The organism is Micromonospora sp. NBC_00898 (assembly GCF_045207895.1).
In the GTDB taxonomy this organism is placed as follows: Bacteria; Actinomycetota; Actinomycetes; order Mycobacteriales; family Micromonosporaceae; genus Micromonospora.
This window is the reverse complement of the sequence record NZ_CP108775.1, coordinates 6,529,775-6,553,462: the sequence shown is the minus strand read 5'-3', so window position 1 is coordinate 6,553,462 and position 23,688 is coordinate 6,529,775. Positions and strand designations below refer to the sequence as shown.

General features: G+C 74.1%; 20 protein-coding genes. 9 read left to right on the top strand and 11 right to left on the bottom strand.

Annotated elements, in window-relative coordinates:
* Positions 1-57: 57 nt before the first annotated feature.
* Together OG799_RS31890 and OG799_RS31885 are read left to right on the top strand one after the other, a co-directional pair.
* Positions 58-1,074: a GNAT family N-acetyltransferase gene (locus OG799_RS31890; RefSeq protein WP_406046468.1), complete on the top strand. Its 1,017-nt coding sequence runs from the start codon at positions 58-60 to the stop codon at positions 1,072-1,074.
* Positions 1,075-1,168: 94 nt separating this feature from the next.
* Positions 1,169-4,444, top strand: a complete 3,276-nt coding sequence (locus OG799_RS31885) for a lamin tail domain-containing protein (protein WP_406040487.1) — start codon at positions 1,169-1,171, stop codon at positions 4,442-4,444.
* Positions 4,445-4,499: 55 nt separating this feature from the next.
* On the opposite strand, the gene OG799_RS31880 is transcribed toward OG799_RS31885, so the two are convergent.
* Positions 4,500-4,697 carry a hypothetical protein gene (locus OG799_RS31880; protein ID WP_406040485.1) on the bottom strand — a complete coding sequence of 66 codons (198 nt, stop codon included), beginning with the start codon at positions 4,695-4,697 and terminating at the stop codon, positions 4,500-4,502.
* Between the two features lie 575 nt (positions 4,698-5,272).
* On the opposite strand from OG799_RS31880, the gene OG799_RS31875 reads away from it, so the two are divergent.
* On the top strand, positions 5,273-5,785 hold the full coding sequence (locus OG799_RS31875; RefSeq protein WP_406040483.1) for an RNA polymerase sigma factor: 513 nt from the start codon (positions 5,273-5,275) through the stop codon (positions 5,783-5,785).
* Positions 5,786-5,787: 2 nt separating this feature from the next.
* Positions 5,788-6,933 carry a hypothetical protein gene (locus OG799_RS31870; protein ID WP_406040481.1) on the top strand — a complete coding sequence of 382 codons (1,146 nt, stop codon included), beginning with the start codon at positions 5,788-5,790 and terminating at the stop codon, positions 6,931-6,933.
* On the opposite strand, the gene hemB is transcribed toward OG799_RS31870, so the two are convergent.
* The 5 genes from hemB to OG799_RS31845 are packed head-to-tail and all read right to left on the bottom strand — an operon-like array spanning position 6,927 to position 12,632.
* The gene (gene hemB / locus OG799_RS31865) at positions 6,927-7,910 is read right to left on the bottom strand and encodes a porphobilinogen synthase (protein ID WP_406040479.1); all 984 of its coding nucleotides are present in this window, start codon (positions 7,908-7,910) and stop codon (positions 6,927-6,929) included. The genes OG799_RS31870 and hemB overlap by 7 nt on opposite strands.
* Before the next feature lie 18 nt (positions 7,911-7,928).
* Positions 7,929-9,509 (bottom strand): uroporphyrinogen-III synthase, encoded by a 1,581-nt coding sequence (locus tag OG799_RS31860; RefSeq protein WP_406040477.1) that lies wholly within the window; start codon positions 9,507-9,509, stop codon positions 7,929-7,931.
* Positions 9,506-10,474, bottom strand: coding sequence for a hydroxymethylbilane synthase (hemC, locus tag OG799_RS31855; protein WP_406040475.1), 969 nt, complete (start codon positions 10,472-10,474; stop codon positions 9,506-9,508). The genes OG799_RS31860 and hemC overlap by 4 nt, the downstream gene beginning before the upstream one ends.
* Positions 10,471-11,865: a glutamyl-tRNA reductase gene (locus OG799_RS31850; protein WP_406040473.1), complete on the bottom strand. Its 1,395-nt coding sequence runs from the start codon at positions 11,863-11,865 to the stop codon at positions 10,471-10,473. Before OG799_RS31850 ends, hemC begins: the two co-directional genes overlap by 4 nt.
* Positions 11,862-12,632 carry a redox-sensing transcriptional repressor Rex gene (locus OG799_RS31845; RefSeq protein WP_406040471.1) on the bottom strand — a complete coding sequence of 257 codons (771 nt, stop codon included), beginning with the start codon at positions 12,630-12,632 and terminating at the stop codon, positions 11,862-11,864. Before OG799_RS31845 ends, OG799_RS31850 begins: the two co-directional genes overlap by 4 nt.
* 412 nt (positions 12,633-13,044) lie before the next feature.
* Between OG799_RS31845 and OG799_RS31840 the strand changes: the two genes are divergently transcribed.
* Both OG799_RS31840 and OG799_RS31835 read left to right on the top strand, forming a co-directional pair.
* Positions 13,045-14,346, top strand: a complete 1,302-nt coding sequence (locus tag OG799_RS31840) for a sensor histidine kinase (RefSeq protein ID WP_406040469.1) — start codon at positions 13,045-13,047, stop codon at positions 14,344-14,346.
* Positions 14,347-14,454: 108 nt separating this feature from the next.
* Positions 14,455-15,114 carry a response regulator transcription factor gene (locus OG799_RS31835; RefSeq protein ID WP_406046467.1) on the top strand — a complete coding sequence of 220 codons (660 nt, stop codon included), beginning with the start codon at positions 14,455-14,457 and terminating at the stop codon, positions 15,112-15,114.
* Between the two features lie 25 nt (positions 15,115-15,139).
* On the opposite strand, the gene OG799_RS31830 is transcribed toward OG799_RS31835, so the two are convergent.
* From OG799_RS31830 to OG799_RS31820, 3 genes are read right to left on the bottom strand one after another with little or no spacing between them, the layout of a single operon-like run.
* Positions 15,140-15,790: an HAD family hydrolase gene (locus OG799_RS31830; RefSeq protein WP_406040467.1), complete on the bottom strand. Its 651-nt coding sequence runs from the start codon at positions 15,788-15,790 to the stop codon at positions 15,140-15,142.
* A 31-nt stretch (positions 15,791-15,821) separates the two neighbouring features.
* Positions 15,822-16,076 carry a glutaredoxin family protein gene (locus tag OG799_RS31825; RefSeq protein WP_406040465.1) on the bottom strand — a complete coding sequence of 85 codons (255 nt, stop codon included), beginning with the start codon at positions 16,074-16,076 and terminating at the stop codon, positions 15,822-15,824.
* The gene (locus tag OG799_RS31820; protein WP_406040463.1) at positions 16,066-17,709 is read right to left on the bottom strand and encodes an AMP-binding protein; all 1,644 of its coding nucleotides are present in this window, start codon (positions 17,707-17,709) and stop codon (positions 16,066-16,068) included. The genes OG799_RS31825 and OG799_RS31820 overlap by 11 nt, the downstream gene beginning before the upstream one ends.
* A 545-nt stretch (positions 17,710-18,254) precedes the next feature.
* Between OG799_RS31820 and OG799_RS31815 the strand changes: the two genes are divergently transcribed.
* The 3 genes from OG799_RS31815 (at position 18,255) to OG799_RS31805 (ending at position 21,391) form a co-directional block, all read left to right on the top strand.
* Positions 18,255-19,229, top strand: a complete 975-nt coding sequence (locus OG799_RS31815) for an ECF subfamily RNA polymerase sigma factor, BldN family (RefSeq protein ID WP_406040461.1) — start codon at positions 18,255-18,257, stop codon at positions 19,227-19,229.
* A 289-nt stretch (positions 19,230-19,518) separates the two neighbouring features.
* The gene (locus OG799_RS31810) at positions 19,519-20,397 is read left to right on the top strand and encodes a DUF5667 domain-containing protein (protein WP_406040459.1); all 879 of its coding nucleotides are present in this window, start codon (positions 19,519-19,521) and stop codon (positions 20,395-20,397) included.
* 121 nt (positions 20,398-20,518) lie between these two features.
* The gene (locus OG799_RS31805; RefSeq protein WP_406040457.1) at positions 20,519-21,391 is read left to right on the top strand and encodes an HAD family hydrolase; all 873 of its coding nucleotides are present in this window, start codon (positions 20,519-20,521) and stop codon (positions 21,389-21,391) included.
* Positions 21,392-21,406: 15 nt separating this feature from the next.
* Here OG799_RS31805 and OG799_RS31800 read toward each other — a convergent pair whose 3' ends face one another.
* Together OG799_RS31800 and OG799_RS31795 are read right to left on the bottom strand one after the other, a co-directional pair.
* Positions 21,407-22,285, bottom strand: coding sequence for a lysophospholipid acyltransferase family protein (locus tag OG799_RS31800; RefSeq protein ID WP_406046466.1), 879 nt, complete (start codon positions 22,283-22,285; stop codon positions 21,407-21,409).
* Between the two features lie 329 nt (positions 22,286-22,614).
* Entirely contained in the window at positions 22,615-23,688 is a 1,074-nt protein-coding gene (locus OG799_RS31795) for an NAD-dependent epimerase/dehydratase family protein (protein WP_406040455.1), read from the bottom strand.

Sequence of the window (23,688 nt, the reverse complement as noted above, 5' to 3'; positions counted from 1 at the left end):
ACATTGGAGAACTGAACCCTTCCCCCCGGCAGCCGTTGACGGCAAGCTAGACGGGTGATGGTGCGCGAGTGGGACCCCAGGACCGCGTCGTCCGTCGAGATCGCGTCGCTGCTGGACACGCTGAACGCGGTCCTGGCGACCGACCTCCCGCAGGATCCGCCCTGGCGGGAAAGTTCCCTGCGGGAATACCTCTCCGAGGTGATGCCCGGTGAACGGCGGATCTCCTGGGTCGCCCAGGACGAACCGGCCGGCGACGGCACCCCGGGGCGGATCCTCGGGCAGGTCCAAGTGCTGCTCCTCGGCGGCATCGGGGTGCTGGAGGTGCTGGTGCACCCGTCGATGCGCCGCAGCGGGCTGGGCCGCACCCTGGTCAAGCTGGCCGCCCGCCGGATCCGCGACGAGGGCTTCGGATCGATCGGCGTCGAGGTCGTCGGGGACACCCCGGCGGTGGCCTTCTACGAGTCGCTCGGCTTCACCCGGGATTACGTCGAGACCCGCAGCGTGCTCGACCTGGGCGCGGTGGGCTGGCCGGCGCTGGCGGAGATGGCCACCGGTGTCGGGGCGGGCTACCACCTGGAGTTCTGCCCGGGCGGCCCGCCGGACGACCTGATCGAGGCGTACGCACGGGCCAAGGCGGAGGTGCGCGACGTCGACGACGGCGAGCTGCGCCCCAGCTCCTACGACCCGGAGCGGCTCCGGGACAGCCTCGACACCCTGCACCGCCGTGGCATGAAGCCGTACATCGTGCTGGCCATCCACGAGCAGAGCGGGGAGGTGGCCGGGCTGACCGAGGTGGTGGTGCCGGCCCAGCACCCCACCCGGGCCGACCAGTACGACACGATCGTGGTGCAGGACCACCGGGGCTACGGCATCGACCGGGCGATCAAGGCGCGGATGCTGCTGGAGCTCCGCTCGGCCGAGCCGGAGCTGGCCGAGGTGCAGACCTGGAACGCCCAGGCCAACGAGGCGATGCTGAAGGTGAACGCCGAGCTGGGCTACCGGCCCGACCGGGACTGGTGCGAGTACGGCGTGGACGTCGCCGAGCTGGTGCACCGCCTCGACGCCCAGCATTGACGGATATTCACCAAACGGCCCGCCGGGGGATGGACGGCGGACAGGAACGCCCCTTAACGTGCGTTTGTTCCCGTCCACCCATCGTGGAGGCCTCATGCGCCCGCGCCGCACCTTTGCCGCGCTCGCGACGACCGCCGCCGTCTCCGTCACGGCCATCGGCGTCGCACCCCCCGCGGCCAGCGCCGCGCCCAGCGATCTGTTCATCGCCGAGTACGTCGAGGGCTCGTCCAACAACAAGGCGATCGAGCTCTACAACGGCACCGGCGCCCCGGTCGACCTGACCGCCGCCGGCTACCAGCTCCAGCTCTACTTCAACGGCGCCAGCACGTCGACGAACGTCGCCCTGACCGGCACGGTCGCCACCGGGGACGTGTTCGTCCTCGCCGCCTCCTCGGCCGCGCCGGCGATCCTCGGCCAGGCCGACCAGACGTACGGCGGCTCGCTGTTCAACGGCGACGACGCGATCGTGCTGCGCAGGGGCGGCACGGTGGTCGACTCGATCGGCCAGGTCGGCGTCGACCCGGGCACCGAGTGGGGCACCGGGCTGACCAGCACCGCCGACAACACCCTGCGTCGGCTCCCCGCGGTGACCGCCGGGGACACCGACCCGTCGGACGCCTTCGACCCGGCCGCCCAGTGGGCCGGCTTCGCGACCGACACCTTTGACGGCCTGGGCAGCCACTCCGTCGACAGCGGCGGCGGCCCGGTCGACCAGCCGGCCGCGCTGAACTGCGGCGGCACGCTGACCGTCGAGGCGGGCGGCACGGCCACCCGCGACGTCACCGCCACCGACGCGGACGACACGATCACCGACCTCGCGGTCACCGCGGTGAGCCCGGCGCCCGCGTCCGGCTCGATCAGCCGTACCGCGTTCGCCCCGGCCGGCTCGGCCGGCGGCACCGCCACCGCCACGCTCACCGCCACCGGCCTCTCCGCCGGCGCGTACGCCGTGACCGTGACCTCGACCGACGCCGACGGCGCGACCGCCACCTGCACGCTCACCGTGCAGGCCACCGCGGTGCTGTCGGTGGGCGAGGTGCAGGGCCGCACCGGCGACGCCGAGAACGGCCCCACCGACCGGTCGCCGCTCGCCCCGGCCAGCGGCAACGGCACCAGCTCCGCCCTGTACGACGTGCGCGGCGTGATCACCCAGAAGTCGCTCACCCGCACCTCCGCCGGCGCCGAGCAGAACGGCTTCTACCTGCAGAGCCGCACGGGCACTGAGGACGGCGACCCGCTCAGCTCGGACGGCATCTTCGTCTTCACCGGCTCATTCACCACGCTGATCGGCGGCTACACGCCGACCGTCGGCGATGAGGTGGTGCTGCGCGGCCGGGTGTCCGAGTACTTCAACCAGACCCAGCTCTCCAGCGCCTCCCTGGTCCGCAAACTGGACTCCGGCCTGGACGTCGACACCGCCGTGCGGGTCGACGACGCGACGCCGCCGGCCGACGCGGCGGGCGCCGACCTGTTCTGGGAGCGGCACGAGGGCGCCCGGATGCGGGTCCGCTCGGGCAGCGGGGTCTCCGCCCCGCGGCACATCTACGCCTCCAGCGCCGACTCCGAGATCTACGTGGTGGACCGCGAAGACCCGATCATGAAGCGGACCGACCCGTACGCCCGCCGGGTGTTCCGGGACGCGCACCCGCTGGACGACCTCCCCGGCCAGCTCTTCGACAACGGCAACAACCAGCGCGTCCTGCTGGGCGCGGGCGGGGTGAAGGCCACCGCCGGTGACTCGACCGCGCTGCTGCCGGAGGCCCGCACCTACGACACGCTGACCGAGGACGCCTACGGCGCCATCTCGTACGCGTTCAGCAAGTACAGCGTCCAGCCCGAGCAGCTGACCCTCACCGGTGGCGCGGACCCGTCGGAGAACAACCCGCCGGAGCCGGCGAACCGGAACACCGAGGTCGCGGTCGCCACCTACAACCTGGAGAACCTGTACGACTACCGGGACGACCCGTTCGACGGCTGCGACTTCGCCGGCAACGCGGGCTGCACCGGAGTCACCCCGCCGTTCGACTACGTGCCGGCCAGCGAGGCCGCGTACACCCAGCGGCTGGGCGTCGAGGCCCGGCAGATCGTCGACGCCCTGCACAGCCCCGACCTGGTGATGGTCCAGGAGGCCGAGGACCAGGACATCTGCGCGGTCGTCGACGGCAAGCTGGCCTGCGGGACCACGAACGACGCCGACGGCGCGCCCGACACCATCCAGGAGCTGGCGCTGACCATCGCGGCCAACGGCGGCCCCGCCTACGCCGCCGCGTACGACCGGACCGGCGCGGACGCCCGGGGCATCACCTCGGCGTTCCTCTACCGGACCGACCGGCTGACGCTGGCCGAGGCGACCGCCACCGACCCGCTGCTGGGCACCGCCCCGATGGTGGACTACCGCTCGGCGGGGCTGCCGGCCAACGCGGACGTACAGAACCCGAAGTCGCTCAACGCGGTGCTGCCGGCCGATGTGGACCGGTCCACCGGCGTGGACGGCGCGAACGTCTACACCCGAGCGCCGCAGCTCGGAAAGTTCACCGTGGCGGCGGCGCCCGGCTCGACCGAGCACTACACGCTCTGGGCGCTGAGCAACCACTTCTCGTCCGGTCCGGACAGCCGCGTCGGGCAGCGGCGGGAGCAGGCCGCGTACGGCGCCGCGCTGATCGAGGCCATCGAGGCGAGCGACCCGGACGCCCGGATCGTCTACGGCGGTGACCTGAACGTCTTCCCGCGCCCGGACGACCCGATCGCCACCGGGGACAACCCGACCCCGTCGGACCAGCTCGGCCCGCTGTACCAGGCCGGCATGCACAACCTCTGGGACGACCTGGTCGCGGACGTGCCGGCGGCGGCGTACTCGTACACCTTCAGCGGGCAGGCGCAGACGCTGGACAACCTCTTCGTCAACGGCAAGCTTCACGACGACCTGGTGCAGATCCGCTCGGCGCACATCAACGCCGACTACCCGACGGACGCCGAGGGCCTCGGCGACCGGGGCGCCAGCGACCACGACCCGCAGGTGGCCCGGTTCCGCTCCCGGGCGTCGCTGACCGTGGCGGACGCGTCCGTGGCCGAGGGCGACAAGGGCGACACCGCCCTGACGTTCACGGTGACGCTGTCCCGGCCGCTCTCCGAGCCGGCGCTGATCTGCGCCACCACCTACGGCACCACCGCGTCGGCCGGGTCGGACTACGACCCGTACGTCGGCTGCCGCACGCTGGCCGCCGGGCAGACGTCGATCGCCTTCCCGGTCACCGTCCGCGGTGACCGGAAGGCCGAGGCGGACGAGCAGCTGAAGCTCTTCGTGGCGGGCGTGCCGGGGCTCCAGCTCGCCGATCCGGTCGCCGTCGGGACCATCACCAACGACGACTGACAGTGCACCCCGAGGCGGCCCGTCGTCCAGCTCACCGGCTGGACGACGGGCCGTTTCAGTACGTCCACCGCCGCGGGTCCTCCGGGGCCGGCACGCCGCGGTACTTCGCCACCCGCACCTCCCACTGGCTGCGCCGGCGGCGCGCCTCCCGGTCGATCGGGCAGCGGTGGAAGGTCTCGGGCGGCCGGGCCAGGCCGTAGATGTCCGCCCACCACTCGCCGGGCTCCGGGTCGAGGATCAGCTTCAGGTGCAACGGAAACCGTCATCCCGCCGGCCTCCACCCTGCCCACGGTCGACGGCGCCACCTTCGCGAAGCGGGCCATCTGCCGCTGGCCGAGCCCGGCGATCCGGCGGGCCTGCCGGACCAGGCCGGCGATCGGGACACGACCGATCGTTGGCCCGGTCGGCGGTGGATCGAGCGCGGAAGCCATGCCGAAACCCTGCCCACCGGGACACACCACCGGCAACCCCTGTGGACAAAGCTGTGGACAGAGCCGTGCGACCGCCGCGCGCGCGTCGGCCCGCCACCGCCAGGTTCTGTCTCGGCCCCTTTGCTCTGCTGCAGCCCACGCAACACTTGAGCGCTCCCAGTGTTGCGTGGACTGCAGCAGAGCAAAGGACGTGGACACTACTGGTCGCTCGGCGCAGGCCACCGGTCCGGGTGAGGACATCATCCTCGCTCGGCGTGGGCCGCCGGTGAGGGCGAGCGCTCGGCGTGGGCCGCCGGTCGCGTCGAGTGTCAGGAATGGGAGTGAACCGATGGAACACCCGGCCGGGGCCGGGCGTGTACCTGGCATGGGAAGCCACCCGGCAGCGCCGGCCAGTGCAGTGGAAGAGCTGACGCCCGACTGCGCGGTGCCGGCCGGTGCCCGGGCGGAGCTGCCGTTCGAGCAGTTCTACCGGGAACACCTGGACCGGATCCACCGGGCGCTCGCGCTGGCCGTCGGAAACCCGGCCGTGGCGCGGGAGGCCGCCGACGAGGCGATGGCCCGGGCGTACGCGCGCTGGGACCGGGTCCGCAGGCTCGACAACCCGGCGGGTTGGGTGTTCCGCGTCGGGCTGAACTGGGCCACCTCGTGGTGGCGAAAGGTACGGCGGGAACGGCCACCGGCCGACGACTGGCAGGCACCGGTGGCGGCGCCCGACCCGGCCGGCCTGGCCGCCCGGTCGGCCCTGGACCGACTGCCCACCGGCCAGCGCACGGTGATCGTCTGCCGGGTCCTGCTGGACCTCTCCACCGCCGAGACCGCCGCGGTGCTCAACCTGACCGAGGGCACGGTACGCAGCCGCCTCTCCCGTGGTCTGGCGGAGCTGCGGGTCGCGCTGGCCGAGAAGGAGTGACCGTGAACGTCGTACCCGAGGATCTGGCCGACCTGGTGCGTCGCGCCGCGCTGGCGACCCCGCCGCACGTGGGCGATCTCGCGAACGTACGCCGGCGGGCCCGTGCCCGGCGACGGCGTCGGGCCGCGGCGACCGCGGGCGGTCTGGTCGTGCTGGTCGCGCTCACCGGCGGTGCGGTCCCGCTGCTGGCCGGGAGCCGGCCGGCACGGCCCGCGACCACCGCACCCGCGCCGGCCAGCCCCGTGCCGGCGCCGCCACCGTCCACCAACCGGCCCGCCGAGCCGGCGCAGCGACTGATGATCGCGGTGGATCCGAACACCTGGCGGCTCGACCGCGGCAGAGGGCCGGAGGTCGGCCTGCGCGGCGGGGGTGAGGTGCTACCGGACGGGTCGGTGCGGCGGCACCGGACGCCGAAGGACTTCGGCCTCGGCGCGGCGCTGCCGGACGGGCGGCTGGTCGGGCTCCTGTACACCGACCTGATGCCCGGGGTGCGGCGTACCGACGGCCCGAACGTCGAGGGCCTGTCGATCAAGCTGGTGGTGCTCGGTCCGGACGACGCCGTGGAGATCAGCCGGGAGGTACGAATCAAGGGTCGGAGCGTCGAGCTGCTCGGCGCCGACCAGCGGTACGCCTACCTGGCCCGGGACGAGGGGATCGTCGCGCACGAGCTGACCACCGGCCGGGAGCGGACCCTGCTCCGGTCGTCGACCGCGGGCGTCGACCTGATGGCGGCCAGCCAGACCGCGGTCGGTTCCGACCGGTTGGCCGAGCAGCGCACCGACTCGCCCTGCCGCACGGACGTACGCCGGCTCGCCGACGGAAAGCGGATCGCGCGGTTGACGGCCGACGGGATCTGCATGAACGGGCTTCGGCTCTCCCCGGACGGCCGGTTGGTCGCCGTCCCGTACTTCCTCCCCGACCACGGCGGACAGCAACGGGTGGCCGTCTACGAAACCGGCACCGGCAACCTCCGCGTCGACCAGGCGATCGGCACTCCCCGCCGGATTCCCGTGCCCGGCGGCATCCAGGGGCTCGCCTGGGCCGACGACACGTTGCTCCGGGTGGCCTGGGCCGAACTGCCCGCCGGGGCCCGTCGGGTCTACTCCGTGGAGGAAGTGCTGAAGGTGGTGACCGTCACCGTTCAGTAGCGCTGGCGGAGCAGCTGGGCGGCCTCGACCGCCCAGTAGCTGAGGATGATCTGCGCGCCGGCCCGCCGGATCGAGGTGAGCGTCTCCAGCATCACCCGCTCCCGGTCGATCCAGCCGTTCGCGGCAGCCGCCTCGACCATCGCGTACTCGCCGGAGACCTGGTAGGCGGCGACCGGGACGTCCACCGCGGCCCGGACCGCCGCGACCACGTCGAGGTAGGGCAGCGCCGGCTTGACCATTACCATGTCGGCGCCCTCGGCGACGTCCAGCTCGACCTCGCGCAGCGACTCCCGCAGGTTCGCCGGGTCCTGCTGGTAGGTGCGCCGGTCGCCCTCCAGGGCCGACTCCACCGCGTCCCGGAAGGGGCCGTAGAACGCGGAGGCGTACTTCACCGCGTACGCGAGCACCGCGACGTCCTGGTGGCCCGCGGCGTCCAGGGCCCGGCGGACCACGCCGACCTGGCCGTCCATCATCCCGGACGGCCCGACCACGCCGACCCCGGCGTTCGCCTGGGCCACGGCCATCTGCGCGTACGCCTCGAGCGTGGCGTCGTTGTCGACGCCACCGTCCGGGGTGAGCAGGCCGCAGTGCCCGTGCGAGGTGAACTCGTCCAGGCAGAGGTCGCTCATCACCGCCGTGGCGTCGCCGACCTCGGCGACCACATCCCGGATCGCCACGTTGAGGATGCCGTTCGGGTCGATGCCACCGGAGCCGCGCTCGTCACGCGACGCCGGCACCCCGAAGAGCATGATCCCGCCGACCCCGGCCTGGACCGCCTCGACGGCGGCCTTGCGCAGCGAGTCCCGGGAGTGCTGGAGCACCCCCGGGAGCGACGCGATGGCCCGCGGCGCGGTCAGCCCCTCCTTGACGAACATCGGCACGACCAGCTCGGCCGGGTCGACGCGGGTCTCGGACACCAGCCGCCGCACGGCCGCGTTACGGCGCAGCCGGCGGGGCCGGATCTCGGGGTACGGCATGACAGGCCTCCTTGGCGACTACCGGAACCGCAGGGCGGTCGGCCCCTGCACCTTCGAACCGCGGCGCTGCTTCGCCGGCATGGCGGCGAGCTTCTCGCGCAGCTCGACGGCGTAGGCGGCGAGCGCCTCCACCAGGTCGGGCACCGAGGCGTGCTGAGGCTGCACGTCGACCCGCAGGCCGAACTCCGTGGCGGTCTCCGCCGTCTTGGGGCCGATCACGGCAACAACGGTACGCGCGTGCGGCTTCCCGGCGATGCCGACCAGGTTCCGGACGGTGGAGGACGAGGTGAAGAGCACCGCGTCGAACCCACCCGACTTGATCGCGTCGCGGATCTCGGCGGGCGGCGGGGCGGCCCGGACGGTCCGGTACGCGGTCACGTCGTCGACCTCCCAGCCGCGCTCGGTGAGCCCGGCGGCGAGGGTCTCGGTGGCGATGTCGGCGCGCGGCAGCAGCACCCGACCCACCGGGTCGAGGATCTCGTCGTGCGGCGAGAACTCGGCCAGCAGCCCTTCGGAGGACTGCTCCCCGGACGGGACCAGCTCCGGCTGGATGCCGAACGCGCGGACCGCCTCGGCGGTCGCCTCGCCGATGCAGGCGATCTTGACGCCGCCGAAGTGCCGGGCGTCCAGGCCGTGCTCGGCGAACTTCTCCCACACCGCGCGGACCGCGTTCACCGAGGTGAAGATCACCCAGGCGTACCGGCCGTCGACCAGGCCCTTGACCGCCCGCTCCATCTGGGCGGGGGTACGCGGCGGCTCGACCGCGATGGTCGGCACCTCACACGGGATCGCCCCGTACGCGCGCAGCCGGGCGCTCATCGCACCGGCCTGCTCCTTGGTCCGGGGGACGAGCACCTTCCAGCCGTACAGCGGCCGGTTCTCCCACCAGCTCAGCTTGTCGCGGTCGGAAACGCCCGCACCGATGGTCAGCACGACCCGGCCGGTGAAGCCGAGCGCCGCCGCGACGAACGAGTCCACGCTCGACGTGGTGGTGTACTGCGTCTCGCCGGTGCCGTCGCCGGTCACCCCGACGCCGGTGGTGCCGTCCACTCCGGCGGCCAGCAGGCCGTCCCGGACCGCGGCCAGGTCGCCGGCGTCCACGGCCAGGGCCAGCGAGCCCCGGCCGACCGCGGCGGCCAGCGCGTCGAAGTCGAGCGTGCTGACGTCCTCGACGTCGGCGGCGGTCCGCACCCCCGGCAGCGGCACACCCGCGTAGGTGGCCACGCCCTCGGCCTGGCCGACGCCCGGGACCACCTCGAAGTGCGCGGCGGTACGCGCAACCGCCTGCACCTCCTTGACCACCGAGTCGTGGCCGAACGGGTCACCGGCGACCAGGTGCACCGCGTTCTGCCCGGAGCGGGCCGCGGAGATCAGCACCTTCGCCACGTCCCCCGGTACGCCCTCGGCGGGGCTGAACTGGGCGTCGGACTTGGCCTGGGCACGGACGTGGTCGAGCAGCGACTCGGGGACTCCCCGGTCGTACACCACCTGGTCGGCGTCGACCAGGGCGTCGTGCGCCCGGCGGGTCAGCAGGCCCGGGTCGCCGGGGCCGGCCCCGACGAACGCGATGCGGCCTACGGGCTTACGGGTGCGGGTCATTCTGTGCTCCCAAATTGCTGGGTCCCCGGGCCGGCGTGTCCTTCTTGGCCGAGGATCGAGTCGGCGCCGAGTTCGAGGAGTTCGGCGGCGAGTGCCTTGCCGATCTCCGCCGCGTCGGCGGGCGTTCCGGTGCGGGACAGCCGGAGGTCACGGGTACCGTCCGGGCTGATCACCGCCCCGCGCAGGTAGATCTCCTCGCCGGTCTCACCCTCGGCGAGTTCGCCGTAGGCGGCGACCGGTGCGCTGCACCCGGCCTCCAGGGTGGCCAGCAGTGCCCGTTCCGCGGTGACCGCGGCGCGGGACGGTGCGTGGTCGAGCACCGCGAGCAGCTCGACCAGGTCGGGGTCGTCGATCCGGCATTCCACGGCCAGCGCGCCCTGGGCGGGCGCGGGCAGCATCAGCATCGGGTCGAGCGTCTCGGTGATCACGTCGGTCCGGCCGAGCCGGGCCAGCCCGGCGCGGGCCAGGACCACGGCGTCGAGGTCGGCGTCCGGGCCGAGCACCCGACCGAGGCGGGTGTCGACGTTGCCCCGGATCGGGGTGACCTCGAGCTGCATGCCGAGGGCGTGCAGCTGGGCGATGCGGCGCAACGCGCCGGTACCGACCAGCGCGCCGGGCGGCAGCTCGGCGAGGGTACGGCCACCCTTGGCGACCAGCGCGTCGCGCGGGTCCTGCCGGCTCGGCACCGCGGCGATGTGCAGCCCGGGGGCCGCCGCCGTCGGCAGGTCCTTGTACGAGTGGACGGCGAAGTCGATGGTGCGGGCGGTCAGCGCGTCCCGCAGGGCGGAGACGAAGACGCCGACGCCGAGCCGGTGCACCGGGGCCGAGGAGCGGTCCCCGGCGGTCACCACCTCGACCAGCTCGACCGCGCGGCCGGTGGCCAGGGTGAGGGCCTCGGCGATCTGGCCGGACTGGGCCATCGCCAGGGCGCTGCCCCGGGTGCCGAGGCGCAGGGGGGCGGTCATCGCGCACCTCCGGTGGACGGGACGTCGGAGTCGGTCACCGGCACGTCCGCGACCTCGAACGACGGCCGTCCGGCCGGGTCGACCTCGACCACGTCGGGAACGGTGTCGACCGGCGAGGTCTGCGGCACTTCCAGGTCGAACAGCTCGCGCAGCAGGGCCGCGTACTGGTCGCCGCCCGGCTCGGCGGCGAGCTGGCGGACCCGCACGGTGGGCTGGTGGAGCAGCCGCTGCACCACCCGGTGCACCGTCCGGGCCACCTCGGCGCGCTGGTCGTCGCTGAAGTCGGGGCGACGCTGGGCGAGCCGGCGCAGCTCGGCGGTCACCACGTCGTCGGCGCGCCCGCGCAGGGCGGCCACGGTGGGCGCCACGTCGGCGCCGCGCAGCCAGGACAGGAACGCCTCGACCTCGGTCGTCACGATCCGGCTGACCTCGGCGGCGTCGGCGGCGGCCGGCCCGTCGGCGAGGATCGCCGCCATCCGGTCGATGTCGATCACCTCGACGCCGGCCAGCCCGGCCACCCCCGCCTCGACGTCGCGCGGGACGGCCAGGTCGAGCAGGACCAGCGGGCCCCGGTCGGCGTCCCGGCGGGCCAGCGCTCGGGTCACCACGTCGCGGGTGAGGACCGGTTCGGTGGCCGCGGTGGCGGCCACCACGATGTCCACTGTGGAAAGGGCGTCGACCAGTTCGGCCATCGGGACCGCGTTGGCGCCGTACGACTCGGCCAGCCGGACGGCCCGGTCGGCGCCCCGGTTGGTCACGGTGAGCGGCCCGGCGCCCAGCCGGGAGAGCGTCGCCACGCCCAGCGAGCCCATCGCGCCGGCCCCGACCACCATGGCGGGCCGGCCGGCGAGGTCGCCGTCGAGGAGGCCGGCGGCCAGGTCCAGCGCGGCGGTGACCACGCTCTGACCGGCCCGGTCGATGTTGGTCTCGGCGTGCGCCCGCTTGCCCACCCGCAGGGCCTGCTGCATCAGCTCGTGCAGCAGCCGCCCGGCGGAGTCGGCGCCGCTGGCCCAGTGGTACGCGTCCCGGAGCTGGCCGAGGATCTGCGCCTCGCCGACCACCATCGAGTCCAGCCCGGCGGCGACCCGGAAGACGTGGTCGACGGCGGCGGCGTCGTAGTGCACGTAGAGGTGGTTGGCCAGCGCCGCCGGCGGGGCGCCGGCCTGCTCGGCCAGCACGGCGCAGATGTCGCCGAGGCCGCCGTGGAAGCCGGTGACGGCCGCGTAGACCTCCACCCGGTTGCAGGTGGAGACGAGCACGGCCTCGGCGACGTACGGCTGGGCGACCAGGCGGTCCAGGGTGCGGGTGAGGTCGGCGGGGGTCACCGCCAGCTGCTCCAGCGTGGCGACCGGGGCGGTGCGGTGGGACGCGCCGACAGCGAGCAGTTTCACGTGCCGATCGCCTCCTGGGTGTCGGTGGCCGCGAGCCCGCCGGGCAGGGCGGTGAGGGCGGCCCCGGGGGTGCCGGGCAGCGCGGTCAGCGACGCCTTGCGGTGCTCGTGGAAGGACAGGATCTGCAGTTCGATCGCGAGGTCGACCTTGCGCACGTCGACCCCCTCCGGAACCGAGAGTACGCACGGCGCGAAGTTGAGGATGCTCGTCACGCCGACGGCGACGAGCTGGTCGGCGACGGCCTGGGCGGCCGGGGCCGGGGTGGCGATCACGCCGATCGAGATCAACTCTTCGACGGCGACCCGGGGCAGCTCGTCGACATGCCGGACGACCAGCCCGTTTATCTGCTCGCCGACCCGGGACGGGTCCGCGTCGAAGAGCGCGGCGATCCGGAAGCCGCGGCTGGCGAAGCCGTCGTACCCGGCCAGGGCGTGACCGAGATTACCCACGCCGACCAGGGCGACCGAGCGGCACTGGGTGAGGCCCAGCACCGACTCGATCTGCTCGATCAGCAGGGCCACGTCATAGCCGACGCCCCGGGTGCCGTACGAGCCGAGGTGGGAGAGGTCCTTGCGCAGCTTCGCCGAGTTGACGCCGACGGCGTTCGCCAGGCCCTCGCTGGACACCGTCTCGTGGCCGGTGTCGGCGAGGTTGTGCAGCGCGCGAAGGTATTCCGGGAGCCGCGCGACGGTCGCCTCGGGCAGGTCCGGGAGCGCCGGTACGGCACCGGCGTGGCCGGGCGCGCCAGGGTGACGGTGCTGACTCATGAGACTCCGTGCGGTGCGATCCTCGACCAGCTTCGGCGGCCGGTCGTTTCGGGACTCCCGCTGGCGACCGATGTTGCCGGCTGTGCTAGCAGGGCGCGTCGGAACTACAGAGTAGGCGCTTGTGAAGACGTGCACAAATCGCGATCTTGCTGGCCCGCGACGCGCCTCCACCTGCCCCTCCATTCCACAAGATCGATCTGACGGGCTCCATCGGCGCCGCTCGGCGATTATTGCTCAATCCCGACTTCTCTGACCAATCGCGCGCGCTCCGTCGCGCTGTGTCACCGCAGATCCGGGTCCGGCGTCACTCCCGCGGCCGGTCCCGCCGGCCGGCCGCGGTAGGGAAAACCCCACCCGGAGAGGCGGGCACACGGGATGGGACCGGCCGGCCGTCGCCCATAGCCTCCTTGGCATGACCACGATTCCCCTGGCCACCACGCCGGCCCCGGCACCCGTCCGCGGCGTCGGCCGCCAACTCCTGCGCGACTCCGGCTACGTGCTGCTCGGCCTGCCCCTGGCCATCGCCGGCTTCGTGGTGGTGGTGGCGGGGATCTCACTCAGCGCCGGCCTGCTGGTGACCACCGTCGGCCTGCCCGTCCTCGCCGGCACCCTCTACGTGGCCCGTGGGCTGGCCGACATCGAACGGCTGCGGCTCCCCGCCGTGCTGCGCCAGCCCCGGGTACGCCCCGAGTACCTGGTCCCCGAGCCGGGCGCGAAGCTCTGGCGGCGGGTCTTCACCCCGATGCGCGACGCGCAGTCCTGGCTCGACCTGGCGCACGGCCTGCTCAAGCTGCTGGTGGCGCTGCCGACCTTCGTGCTGCTGCTCGTCTGGTGGGCGGTCGCCGTCACGGGCACGCTCTACGGCGCGTACGACTGGGCCATCCCCCGCGGCCCCGACGACCAGGACCTCAGCCAGCTGCTCGGGATGGGTGACGGGGCCGGCGCGCGGATCGCCCTGAACACCGCGCTCGGCGTGTTCTGCCTGTTCACCCTGCCCCTGCTGGCCCGGGCCTGCGCCCTGCTCCAGGCCGGTCTGGCCCGGTCCCTGTTGACCGGGGTGGCCGAGATGCGCAACCGGATCACCACGCTCGAGGAGCAGAAGAAGGCCGCCGCCTCGGCGGAGGCGTCCGCCCTGCGCCGGCTGGAACGGGACATCCACGACGGCCCGCAGCAGCGGCTGGTCCGGCTCGCCATGGACCTGAGCCGGGCCCGCCAGCAGCTCGCCGCCGACCCGGAGGCCGCCGGCCGGACCCTGGACGAGGCGGTCACCCAGACCCGGGAGACCCTCGGCGAGCTGCGCGCGCTGTCCCGGGGCATCGCCCCGCCGATCCTGGTGGACCGCGGCCTGCCCAGCGCCCTGGCGGCGCTCGCCGCCCGCGCCCTGGTCCCGGTCGAGCTGGTGATCGACCCAGAGCTGGGCACGCCCACCGGGCGGCTCGACCCGGTGGTGGAGAACACCGCGTACTTCGTGGTGGCGGAGGCGCTGACCAACGTCGCCAAGCACAGCCAGGCCAGCTCGTGCCAGGTCGAGGTCACCCGCCGGGTCGGCCGGCTGGAGATCGCCGTACGCGACGACGGGGTGGGCGGCGCCCACCTGTCCAAGGGGCACGGGCTGGCCGGCATCGCCGACCGGGTGCGGGCGATCGGCGGCACGCTCGACGTGGTCAGCCCGGCCGGCGGGCCGACCGTGATCCACGCCGAGCTGCCCCGCTGAGTCGGCCCGCCCCGGCCGGGCCGGCGGCCGCCCCGAGCGGCCCGGTCGCTCGGCGCACCGCGGGCGCGCCGGACCCCGGGTGGCGGCGGCGTGGTAGACACCGGAACCATGCGGGTGGTGATCGCGGACGACGCCGTGCTGCTCCGGGAGGGGCTGGTCCGGCTGCTGACCGAATCGGGACACGAGGTGGTGGCCGCCGTCGGTGACGGTGACGCGCTGGTCGAGGCGGTGGTGGCGCACCGGCCGGACGTCTCGGTGGTGGACGTGCGGATGCCGCCCTCACACACCGACGAGGGGCTGCGGGCGGCGGTGGAGGCCCGCCGGCTGGTGCCGCGTACGCCGGTGCTGGTGCTCTCCCAGTACGTCGAGGTGTCGTACGCCGACGACCTGCTGGCGACCACCGGCGGGGCCGGCGGTGGCGGGATCGGCTACCTGCTCAAGGACCGGGTGGCCGCGATCGACGAGTTCCTGGACACGCTGAACCGGGTGGCCGCCGGCGGCACGGTGCTCGACCCTGAGGTGGTCGGCCAGTTGCTGGTCCGCCGCCGCCGCGACGACCCGCTGCGGGACCTGACCCCCCGCGAGCGCGAGGTGCTCGCCCTGATGGCCGAGGGCCGCTCGAACACCGCCATCGCCAGAGCCCTGGTGGTCAGCGACGGCGCCGTCGAGAAGCACGTGAGAAACATCTTCACCAAACTCGACCTCCCCCCCGACGCCACCCACCACCACCGCCGCGTCCTCGCCGTCCTGACCCACCTCCGCGCCTGACCCCACCCCGGGAAGTCAGCGCCCGTCAGGGGAGGGTGTGGGCGAGGGTTACGGCCTGGGTGAGGGTGTCCGCTGTCGGGTGGCCGGAGGCGCGGAGGCGGGTGGGGTCGGAGATGCCGCCGGTGTAGAGGACGCAGCGGGCGCCGACCGAGGTGGCCGCGTCGGCGTCGTCGAGGGAGTCGCCGATCAGCACCGCCTCAGCGCCGGACAGCCCCAGCTCGGCCAGGTGCTTCTCCAGCCACGCCGCCTTGTGGCCGCCGCCGACCGCCGACCGCAGACCGTCCACCCGGGCGAAGTGCGGGGTCAGGCCGTAGGTGTGCACGGTCGGCACCAGCTCGTCGTGGAACCACATGGACAGCAGCGACTGGCTGCCCGGCCAGGCCGCGATGGCGGCGGTCGCGTCGGCGGCCAGCTCGCAGCTGGTCAGCTCCGCCCGGTACGCGTCGTGGAAGATCCGGTCGAGCCGGCCGAACGCCTCGTCGTCGATCGCCTGGCCCAGCATCTCGGCGTAGTACTCCGCGATCGGCCGGCGGAACCGCACCCGGTGCTCGTCGGCGCTGACTGCCGGCCCGCCGGCGCTGGCGAAGGCCACGTTGGTGGCCCGGACCACCAGGTCGAGGTCGTCGAGGAGGGTGCCGTTCCAGTCCCACACCAGGTGGCGCCGCACAGGGGTCATCGCAGCACCATAATCGAGCTCCGGGGCGGGCTCAGAGCTGCGGGGTGGTCAGGTCCCGCAGCAGCCGGTCCTCCTCGACCCGCCAGTAGCCGTGCTCCTTGCCGTCCAGCAGCACCACCGGCAACCGGTCGCCGTACTCGCGTTCCAGCTCGATGTCGTCCGTGACGTCCTTCTCGATCCACCGGTCGCCGGTGACCGCGACCACCCGGTCGAGCGCCGCCTTCGCGTCCTCGCAGAGGTGGCAGTCGGGCCGGGTGATCAGGGTGAGCCGGGCGTCAGTGGACATCGGGTACCTCCGTGCGGATCTCGGTCGGCGGAGCCGGGGACGGCACCGGGGGCGCCGACGGGCGGAGCTGGGTCTTGCGTACCTTGCCGATCGCCGAGTACGGCAGCGTGTCGACGAACTCGACGGCGGTCGGGCACTTGAACCGGGCCAGGTTGCGCGCGCAGTGGGCGAGCAGGTCCGCCTCCGTCACGGCGGAGCCGGGCGTCCGCACCACGTACGCCCGGACAGTCTCGCCGGTCCGCGGGTGCGGCACCCCCAGGACGGCCGACTCGGCCACCTCGGGATGCGCGTCGAGCACCAGCTCCACCTCGTGCGGGTAGACGTTGAAGCCGTTGACCAGGATCAGCTCGCCGAGCCGGTCGACCAGGAAGAGGTCGCCGCCGGAGTCGGCGTACGCGACGTCGCCGGTGGCCCACCAGCCGTCGGCGTCCGGGCCGCCCCGGCCGTCCGGCCAGTAGCCGGCGAACAGGTTCGCGCCCCGCACCACGATCTCGCCCGGGTCGGTGCCCGGCTCGTCGTCGGAGAGGTCCGGCTCGTCCGGGTCGTCCTGGGGCGCGGTCCCGGCGTCCGGCCACAGGTCGGCGCCGTCGGGCCCGACCAGGCGCAGGTCCACGCCGGGCAGCGGGCGGCCGATCGAGCCGGGCTTCGGCTCCCCGCCGACCAGGGTGGAGGTGAGCACCGGGGCGGTCTCGGTCAGGCCGTACCCGACGTGCGGCGGGCGACCGGCGACCTCGGCGAACCGCGCCGCGGTCGCGGGCGGCAGCGGCGCCGCGCCGCAGACCGCCACCCGGACCGACGTCGTCGCCGCCGCCACCGCGTCGCGGTCCGCGTCGGCCCAGGTCAGGAACATCGACGGTACGCCGATCAGCACGCTGACCCGGTGCCGGGCGATCTCGTCGAGCGCCCCGGTCGGGCCGAGCTCGTCGACGAGCACCCCGGTGGCGCCGTGGTGGACGACCGCCCCCAGGCCGGAATTCAGCCCGTACGCGTGGAAGAGCGGCAGCGCGAGCAGCACGGTGTCCTCGGGCCCGACCACCGGCGGGGTGATCCGGCCGACCTGCTCGTGGTTGGCGGCCAGGGCGCGGTGCGACAGCATCGCGCCCTTCGGCCGGCCCTCGGTACCGGAGGTGTAGAGCAGCACCGCCAGGTCCTCACCGCCCCGGGTCGGGAACGCCTCCGGGGCGTCACCCTCGGTCACCGGCGGTGCGGTGTGCACGGCGGTCAGCGCGGGCAGCTCGGCGGCGAGGCCGGCGACCCGGTCCCGCACCTGCGGGGCGCAGATCAGCACGGCGGCGCCGGAGTCGGCGAGCACGTGCCGCAGTTCCCGGGCGGTGAGGCCGGGGTTGACCGGCACCGCGACCAGACCGGCGCGCAGCACCGCCAGGTAGCTGACCACGAAGTCAGGTGTGTTGCCGAACGACACGGCCACCCGGGGCGGGTGCCGGTCGCCGGGCGGGCCGGCCGGCGCCGCGGCGGCGAGCGCCCGGGCCGTGGCGGTCACCGCGGCGTCCAGTTCGGACCAGGTGAGGGTGTTTTCCCGCCAGTGCAACGCGGGGCGGTCGCCGTGGGCGAGGGCCGCCCGGCGGAGCCGGTCGGCGAGGTTCGGCGCGGAACTGTCGGCTGCGTCCTGCACGGTGGCTGAGTCTGGCACAGCGGCGGCCGGCCGACCATGCCCGTGCGTCCGTACGGCCGGGACGGCCGTCCGGTCCCGCCGACGGGACCCGGGAAGGGGCGCCGGGCCTTCCCCCCTCCGGCCCGACGGCGCCGCCGCGGAAGTGCCGCCGCGACACGCCGAAGGGCGGGGCGAAATCGCTCCGACCAGGACTTTCCACTCCGGACCAGCTTCCGCCGGCAAAGTCAACCGCACACGACGGACAACGGGTCCGCCATTCGTGCGACAGGGAGGGAAATACTTCCGCCCTGTGTAACGGACTTGCCACGCGTGGGTGACGTTGGCCCTATCATCACTCGGGTCGGCTCGCCCCATTTGCCGTGAGTCGACACCCCTCAGCCCGAGGAGGCCCCCGTGCCTGTGAGCGCATTGGACCAGCACCTCAAGGGGATCTGCCGCCCGTCGGCACGTCCCGGAACGGCCCTGCCCGACCGGGGCGTACCCGGTCCCGCGGCGACGCCGCGGCATCCGGCACGGTCGTGCCCCGCGTGGATCGGGGAGGCCCGGTGACCACCTTCGGTTATGCGGAGCGGCCGGCCGGCCTGACCGGTCCGACACCGAGGACGCCGGTCAACGAGCGGCTGGAGCAGACGCCGCGCGGCACGACGGAGAGCTCGTGGGGCCTCGCCGTCCGCGGCGAGGGTGCCCGTCGGGTCCGCAACCGCCCGCACCACAACGAGGCGCCACCCCGCCCGGCACTGCCGGGTGGCAACGCGAGCCGGGTGAGCGCGCCGTCCCGCCCGACCATGCCCGCGCAGGGCCGCCGCAGCGCGGAGACGACCCCGGCCGCCGACCCGTCGGCCGGCGAGACGGCCGTCCTGCCGGCGGTGCCGGCCGCGGACACCGCCGTGCTGCCCGCGGTACCCGCCGAGCCGGCCACCGCCACCGGCTTCCCGAGCCGCCCCGACCCGTCGGACCCGGCCACCGAGGTCTGGACCCTGGTCGAGCGCGCCCAGGCCGGCGAGGCCGAGGCCTTCGGCCTGATCTACGACCGGTACGTCGACACCGTCTTCCGGTTCGTCTACTTCCGGGTCGGCAACCGGCAGCTGGCCGAGGACCTGACCTCCGACACCTTCCTCCGGGCGCTCAAGCGGATCGGCAGCTTCACCTGGCAGGGCCGGGACCTGGGCGCCTGGCTGGTCACCATCGCCCGGAACCTGGTCGCCGACCACTTCAAGTCCGGTCGCTACCGGCTGGAGGTCACCACCGGGGACGTGCTCGACGCGGACCGGGAGGACCGCGGGCCGGAGGGCAGCCCGGAGGCCGCGGTCGTCGAGCACATCACCAACGTCGCCCTGCTCACCGCGGTCAAGCAGCTCAACCCGGAGCAGCAGGAGTGCATCGTGCTCCGCTTCCTCCAGGGCTTCTCGGTGGCCGAGACCGCCCGCGCGATGGGCAAGAACGAGGGCGCGATCAAGGCGCTGCAGTACCGGGCGGTGCGGGCGCTGGCCCGGCTGCTGCCCGACGGTTTCCAGCCCTGAGCGACGCCTACCGCGCCGGCCCGCCCTCGTACCGTGGGCGGGCGCGCGGCGTCTCCGGCCTGTGACAACGATCACTCTTCGTGATTTCGCCTCCGCCGGCCCCGTAACCGCCACCCGCCGCGGACCGTTTCTCCGGGTGCGACCAGTGGTTGTCCCGGCGTCCCCCGGGCCACCCGGGTCCGGCGGACACGGTCGACCATCCTGGTCGCCCGTCGGCGTCACGCTGCCACCGGTCGCTGGTGACGAATACGGCCCGACCGGCCGTGACCAGCGAGAGGAGGTGCCTGCGGTGGACAGCGACCTCTTCTCCCGTCGGCGCGCCGAGCGCTTCGCACAGCTCCTCGACGAGGCCAACGGCGGCCGGCGTCACCACGCGCGCTCCCGGGTCGACGACGAACTCGCCGCGCTCGTCGCGGTCAGCCAGCGGCTCACCACCGAGCGGCCCGACGTCGAGTCCGGCGCGGAGTTCCGCACCGGACTGCGGGCGATGCTGGTGGCCACGGCCGAGCGGGAGGGCATCGGCAACCCGGCCACAGCGAAGACCGACAACACCGCGGCGGCCGGCACCGGAACCCGCGGTTCGCTCCTGCCGGCGGTCACCGCCCGGCGGGCCCGCGCCCGGGGCGCGATCCTGGTCGGCATCGCCGCCGGCGCCGTCGCCCTCTCCGGCATCTCCGCCGCCAGCGAGAACGCGCTGCCCGGCGATGCGCTCTACGGCATGAAGCGCTCCACCGAACGGGCCCAGCTCGCCCTGGCCAGCTCGGACCTCAGCCGCGGTCAGCTCTTCCTCGACTTCGCCCGGACCCGGCTCGACGAAGCCGCCACGGTACGCGGCGACCAGATCGGGTTCAGCGCCGTCCTCGACGACATGGACGCCGACACCCGCCAGGGCGTACGGCTGCTCACCGCCGTCGCCGCGCAGCGCTCCGACCCGGCCGGCCTGGACGCGGTGAACGTCTTCGTCACCGGCCAGCGGCGGGCGGTCAACGGGCTGCTCGACCGGGTCGACCACGTCGAACGCGACCGCACCCGACGCTCGCTCGCCCTGCTCGACGCCGTCCGCAAGCGCTCCGATGCGCTCCGCTCGGCGATCGCCTGCGGGCTGCCGACGCCGACCGCCAGCGACGCGCTGGGCCCGGCCCCGGGCAGCTGCCCCGGCGTGCGCTGACCCGGCCGGCGGGACAGCCGTCCACGCCACAGTTCGTCGCACGTACGACCGGCCGTCACCGATGTCCGGCTACGCTCGCCGTGGGAACACGTGTCGCGGTCGTCGAGCGGAGGGAGGTCGCGTGCGCACCCGGAAGGTCACGGTCAGCACCGATGTCCACGGCCACACCGCCGGCTGGTCGGAAACCGAGCAGGCGCCGCCGACCACCCCCACGCCGGACCCGACCGCGGCGGCCTTCTTCGACGTCGACAACACGGTGATGCAGGGCGCCTCGATCTACTGGTTCGCCCGCGGGCTGGCCGCCCGCAAGTACTTCACCACCGGTGACCTTGCCCGATTCGCCTGGCAGCAGGCGAAGTTCCGGCTGCTCGCCACCGAGCACGCCGGGGACATGTCGCAGGCCAAGGAGGCCGCGCTCGCCTTCATCCACGGCTGGCGGGTGGAGGACGTCGAGCGGCTCGCCGACGAGATCTTCGACGAGCTGATGGCCCCGCGGATCTGGGCGGGCACCCGCAAGCTGGCCCAACGCCACCTGGACAGCGGTCAGCGGGTCTGGCTGGTCAGCGCCGCCCCGGTGGAGATCGGCCGGGTGATCGCCGCCCGGCTCGGCCTGACCGGCGCGATCGGGACGGTGGCCGAGGTGGTCGACGGGGCGTACACCGGGCGGCTGGTCGGCGAGCTCATGCACGGTCCGGCGAAGGCGGAGGCGGTCACCCAGCTCGCCGCGGTCGAGGGGCTGGACCTGACCCGCTGCGCCGCGTACAGCGACTCCGCCAACGACCTGCCGATGCTCACCACGGTGGGGCACCCGGTGGCGGTCAACCCGGACGCCGCCCTGCTCCGGCAGGCCCGCGAGCGTGGCTGGGACGTCCGGGACTTCCGCACCGGCCGTCGCGCGGTCAAGATCGCCGTACCGTCCACCGCCGCCGCCGGGCTGGTCGCCGGGGCGGTCTCCGCCGGCCTGGCGCTGCACCGCCGCCGCCGGACCCCCTGACGGCGACGCGTCCCCTCAGGGGCCGAACGGGTCGGGGCGTCGTTCGAGGAGCCGGTGCAGGGTCTGCTGGATGGTCTCCCGGACCTGGTCGGCGAGGTTGAAGACGACCAGCGGATCGTCGGCCGAGTCGGTCAGGTGCGCGGTCGGAATCGGTGGGCAGAACTCGATCAGCCACTTGCTCGGCAGCGGCACCATGCCCAACGGCCCGAGCCACGGGAACGTCGGCGTGACCGGGAAGTAGGGCAGCTTGAGCAGCCGGGCGAGCGGCTTGATGTCGGCGAGCATCGGATAGATCTCCTCGCCGCCGACGATGGCCACCGGCACGATCGGGGTGCCGGTACGCAACGCCGCCGAGACGAACCCGCCCCGACCGAACCGCTGGAGCTTGTAGCGGTCCGAGTAGAGCTTGCCGACGCCCTTGAAGCCCTCCGGGAAGACACCGACCAGCTCACCGTTGCCGAGCAGCCGCTCGGCGTCCGGGTTGCAGGCGACCGTGCCGCCGGTCTTGCGCGCGATCTCGGAGACCACCGGCATCCGGAAGACCAGGTCGGCGCCGAGGAGCCGCAGGTAGCGGCGCGCCGGGTGCTGGTCGTGCAGGGCTGCGGAGAGGATCAGCGCGTCCAGCGCCACCGTGCCGGAGTGGTTGCCGACCACCAGCGCGGGCCCGTCGGCCGGCACGTTCTCCAGGCCGCCGACCTCGGTGCGGAACCAGTCCCGGTACAGCAGCCGGACCAGCGGGTGGAACACGGCGTCGGTGAGGTCGGGGTCGAAGCCGAACTCGTCGACCTCGTAGTCGCCGGAGAGCCGGCGCCGCAGGAAGGCGAGCCCCTTGGCCACCTTGCGGTCCCAGTGCTCCCCCGGTCGGTCCGCCACCGCCGGCCCGACCGGCTCCACCGCGCCGCCGTCCTCCGGGGCCGCGTCGCCCCGGGTCGAGCCACCCCTGGTCGCTTCGGCCGCGCCGGGACCGACGGTCCCGGCCACCGGGTCGTCCGCCGCCGGCTGGTCCAACTCCTCGGCCGTCGCCTGGTCCGGCACGGCGGGTCGTCGGGCCGGCACGGCGACCGGCTCGTCCGTCGCCGCGGTGTCCGGCTCGTCGTGCACCGCCGGGTCGGCGGCGGCCGCCGCCGTCCGGTGGTGTCCGTTGCGCCGCGCCGGCTGCGCGTCCGGCCCGGCCACCGTCATCGGTACGTCGTACCGGCCGTCGCGCCGCTCGTCCCGGCCGCTCACGGCCGCTCCCGCACGGCTGAGCGGACCTGCCGGATGCCCTCCAGCACCAACTGCTCGGCCGCGGCGAGCTGCTGCCGGCTCACCACCGCACCGCCGTGGTGGGCGCGGATGAAGTCGTCGAACGCGGCGGCGGTCGAGCGCGGCGTGAAGCCGTACTCCCGCTCGAGCCTGGTGGTGTCCACCACCCGACCGTGCACGAAGAGGTCGACCTGGTCCAACCCGTAGCGGCCGAAGCCGAGGTTGCGGGCGACCGCTGCCGCGCCGGAGAGGCCGGGCTCCAGCACCGGCATGGCCACCCGGCCGGCCCGGCGGATCGCCTGGGTGAGGGAGAGCACGCCCGGGCCGGCGACGTTGTACGTCCCCGGGTGCTCCTCGACGATCGACCGGTGCAGCACCTCGAGCGCGTCGTCGAAGTGGACGAACTGCAACCGCGGGTCGCGGCCGAAGACGGTGGGCACCACCGGCTGGGAGAAGTAGCGGGTCAGCGTGGTGTCCGCGGTGGAGCCGATGAACGGCGCGAAGCGCAGCACGGTGGCGGTGACGTCGGGTCGGCGGCGGCGGAAGCCGCGGACGTACCCCTCGATGTCGAGGATGTCGCGGCCGAAGCCGCCGCGCGGCACCTCGCGCGGCTCGGTCTCCTCGGTGAAGACCGCCGGGTCGCGGAACGACGCGCCGTACGCGGCGGTCGACGAGCGGACCACGAGCTTGCGCAGCCGGGGCGCCCGCTGGCAGGCGGCGAGCAGTTGCATGGTGCCGATGACGTTCTGTTCCTTCATCGCCGCCCGGCCGCCGTGCTGAGGGTCGGGGGCGCTGACCAGCGCCAGGTGGACGACGGCGTCGACCTCCAGGTCGGCGAGGAGGCCGCCGAGCGAGTCGAGGTCGAGACGGATCCGTTCGACCCGGTCGAGCAGGTCGGTGAACTCGGGACCGGGGGTGGCCGGGTCGACGCCGATGACCCGTTCGATCCGGGGGTCGGCGGCGAGCCGGGCGGCGACGTGGGCGCCGAGGTAGCGGCCGACCCCGGTGACGACGACGACCCCCGGAGCACCTGGGGTGCCACCGGGGGTCAT

Coding starts and splice junctions, on each gene's coding strand:
- OG799_RS31890 (WP_406046468.1), top strand. CDS start 58: ATGGTGCGCGAGTGGGACCCCAGGACCGCGTCGTCCGTCGAGATCGCG.
- OG799_RS31885 (WP_406040487.1), top strand. CDS start 1,169: ATGCGCCCGCGCCGCACCTTTGCCGCGCTCGCGACGACCGCCGCCGTC.
- hemB (WP_406040479.1), bottom strand. CDS start 7,910: ATGCCGTACCCCGAGATCCGGCCCCGCCGGCTGCGCCGTAACGCGGCC.
- OG799_RS31860 (WP_406040477.1), bottom strand. CDS start 9,509: ATGACCCGCACCCGTAAGCCCGTAGGCCGCATCGCGTTCGTCGGGGCC.
- hemC (WP_406040475.1), bottom strand. CDS start 10,474: ATGACCGCCCCCCTGCGCCTCGGCACCCGGGGCAGCGCCCTGGCGATG.
- OG799_RS31845 (WP_406040471.1), bottom strand. CDS start 12,632: ATGAGTCAGCACCGTCACCCTGGCGCGCCCGGCCACGCCGGTGCCGTA.
- OG799_RS31840 (WP_406040469.1), top strand. CDS start 13,045: ATGACCACGATTCCCCTGGCCACCACGCCGGCCCCGGCACCCGTCCGC.
- OG799_RS31835 (WP_406046467.1), top strand. CDS start 14,455: ATGCGGGTGGTGATCGCGGACGACGCCGTGCTGCTCCGGGAGGGGCTG.
- OG799_RS31830 (WP_406040467.1), bottom strand. CDS start 15,790: ATGACCCCTGTGCGGCGCCACCTGGTGTGGGACTGGAACGGCACCCTC.
- OG799_RS31825 (WP_406040465.1), bottom strand. CDS start 16,076: ATGTCCACTGACGCCCGGCTCACCCTGATCACCCGGCCCGACTGCCAC.
- OG799_RS31795 (WP_406040455.1), bottom strand. CDS start 23,688: ATGACCCCCGGTGGCACCCCAGGTGCTCCGGGGGTCGTCGTCGTCACC.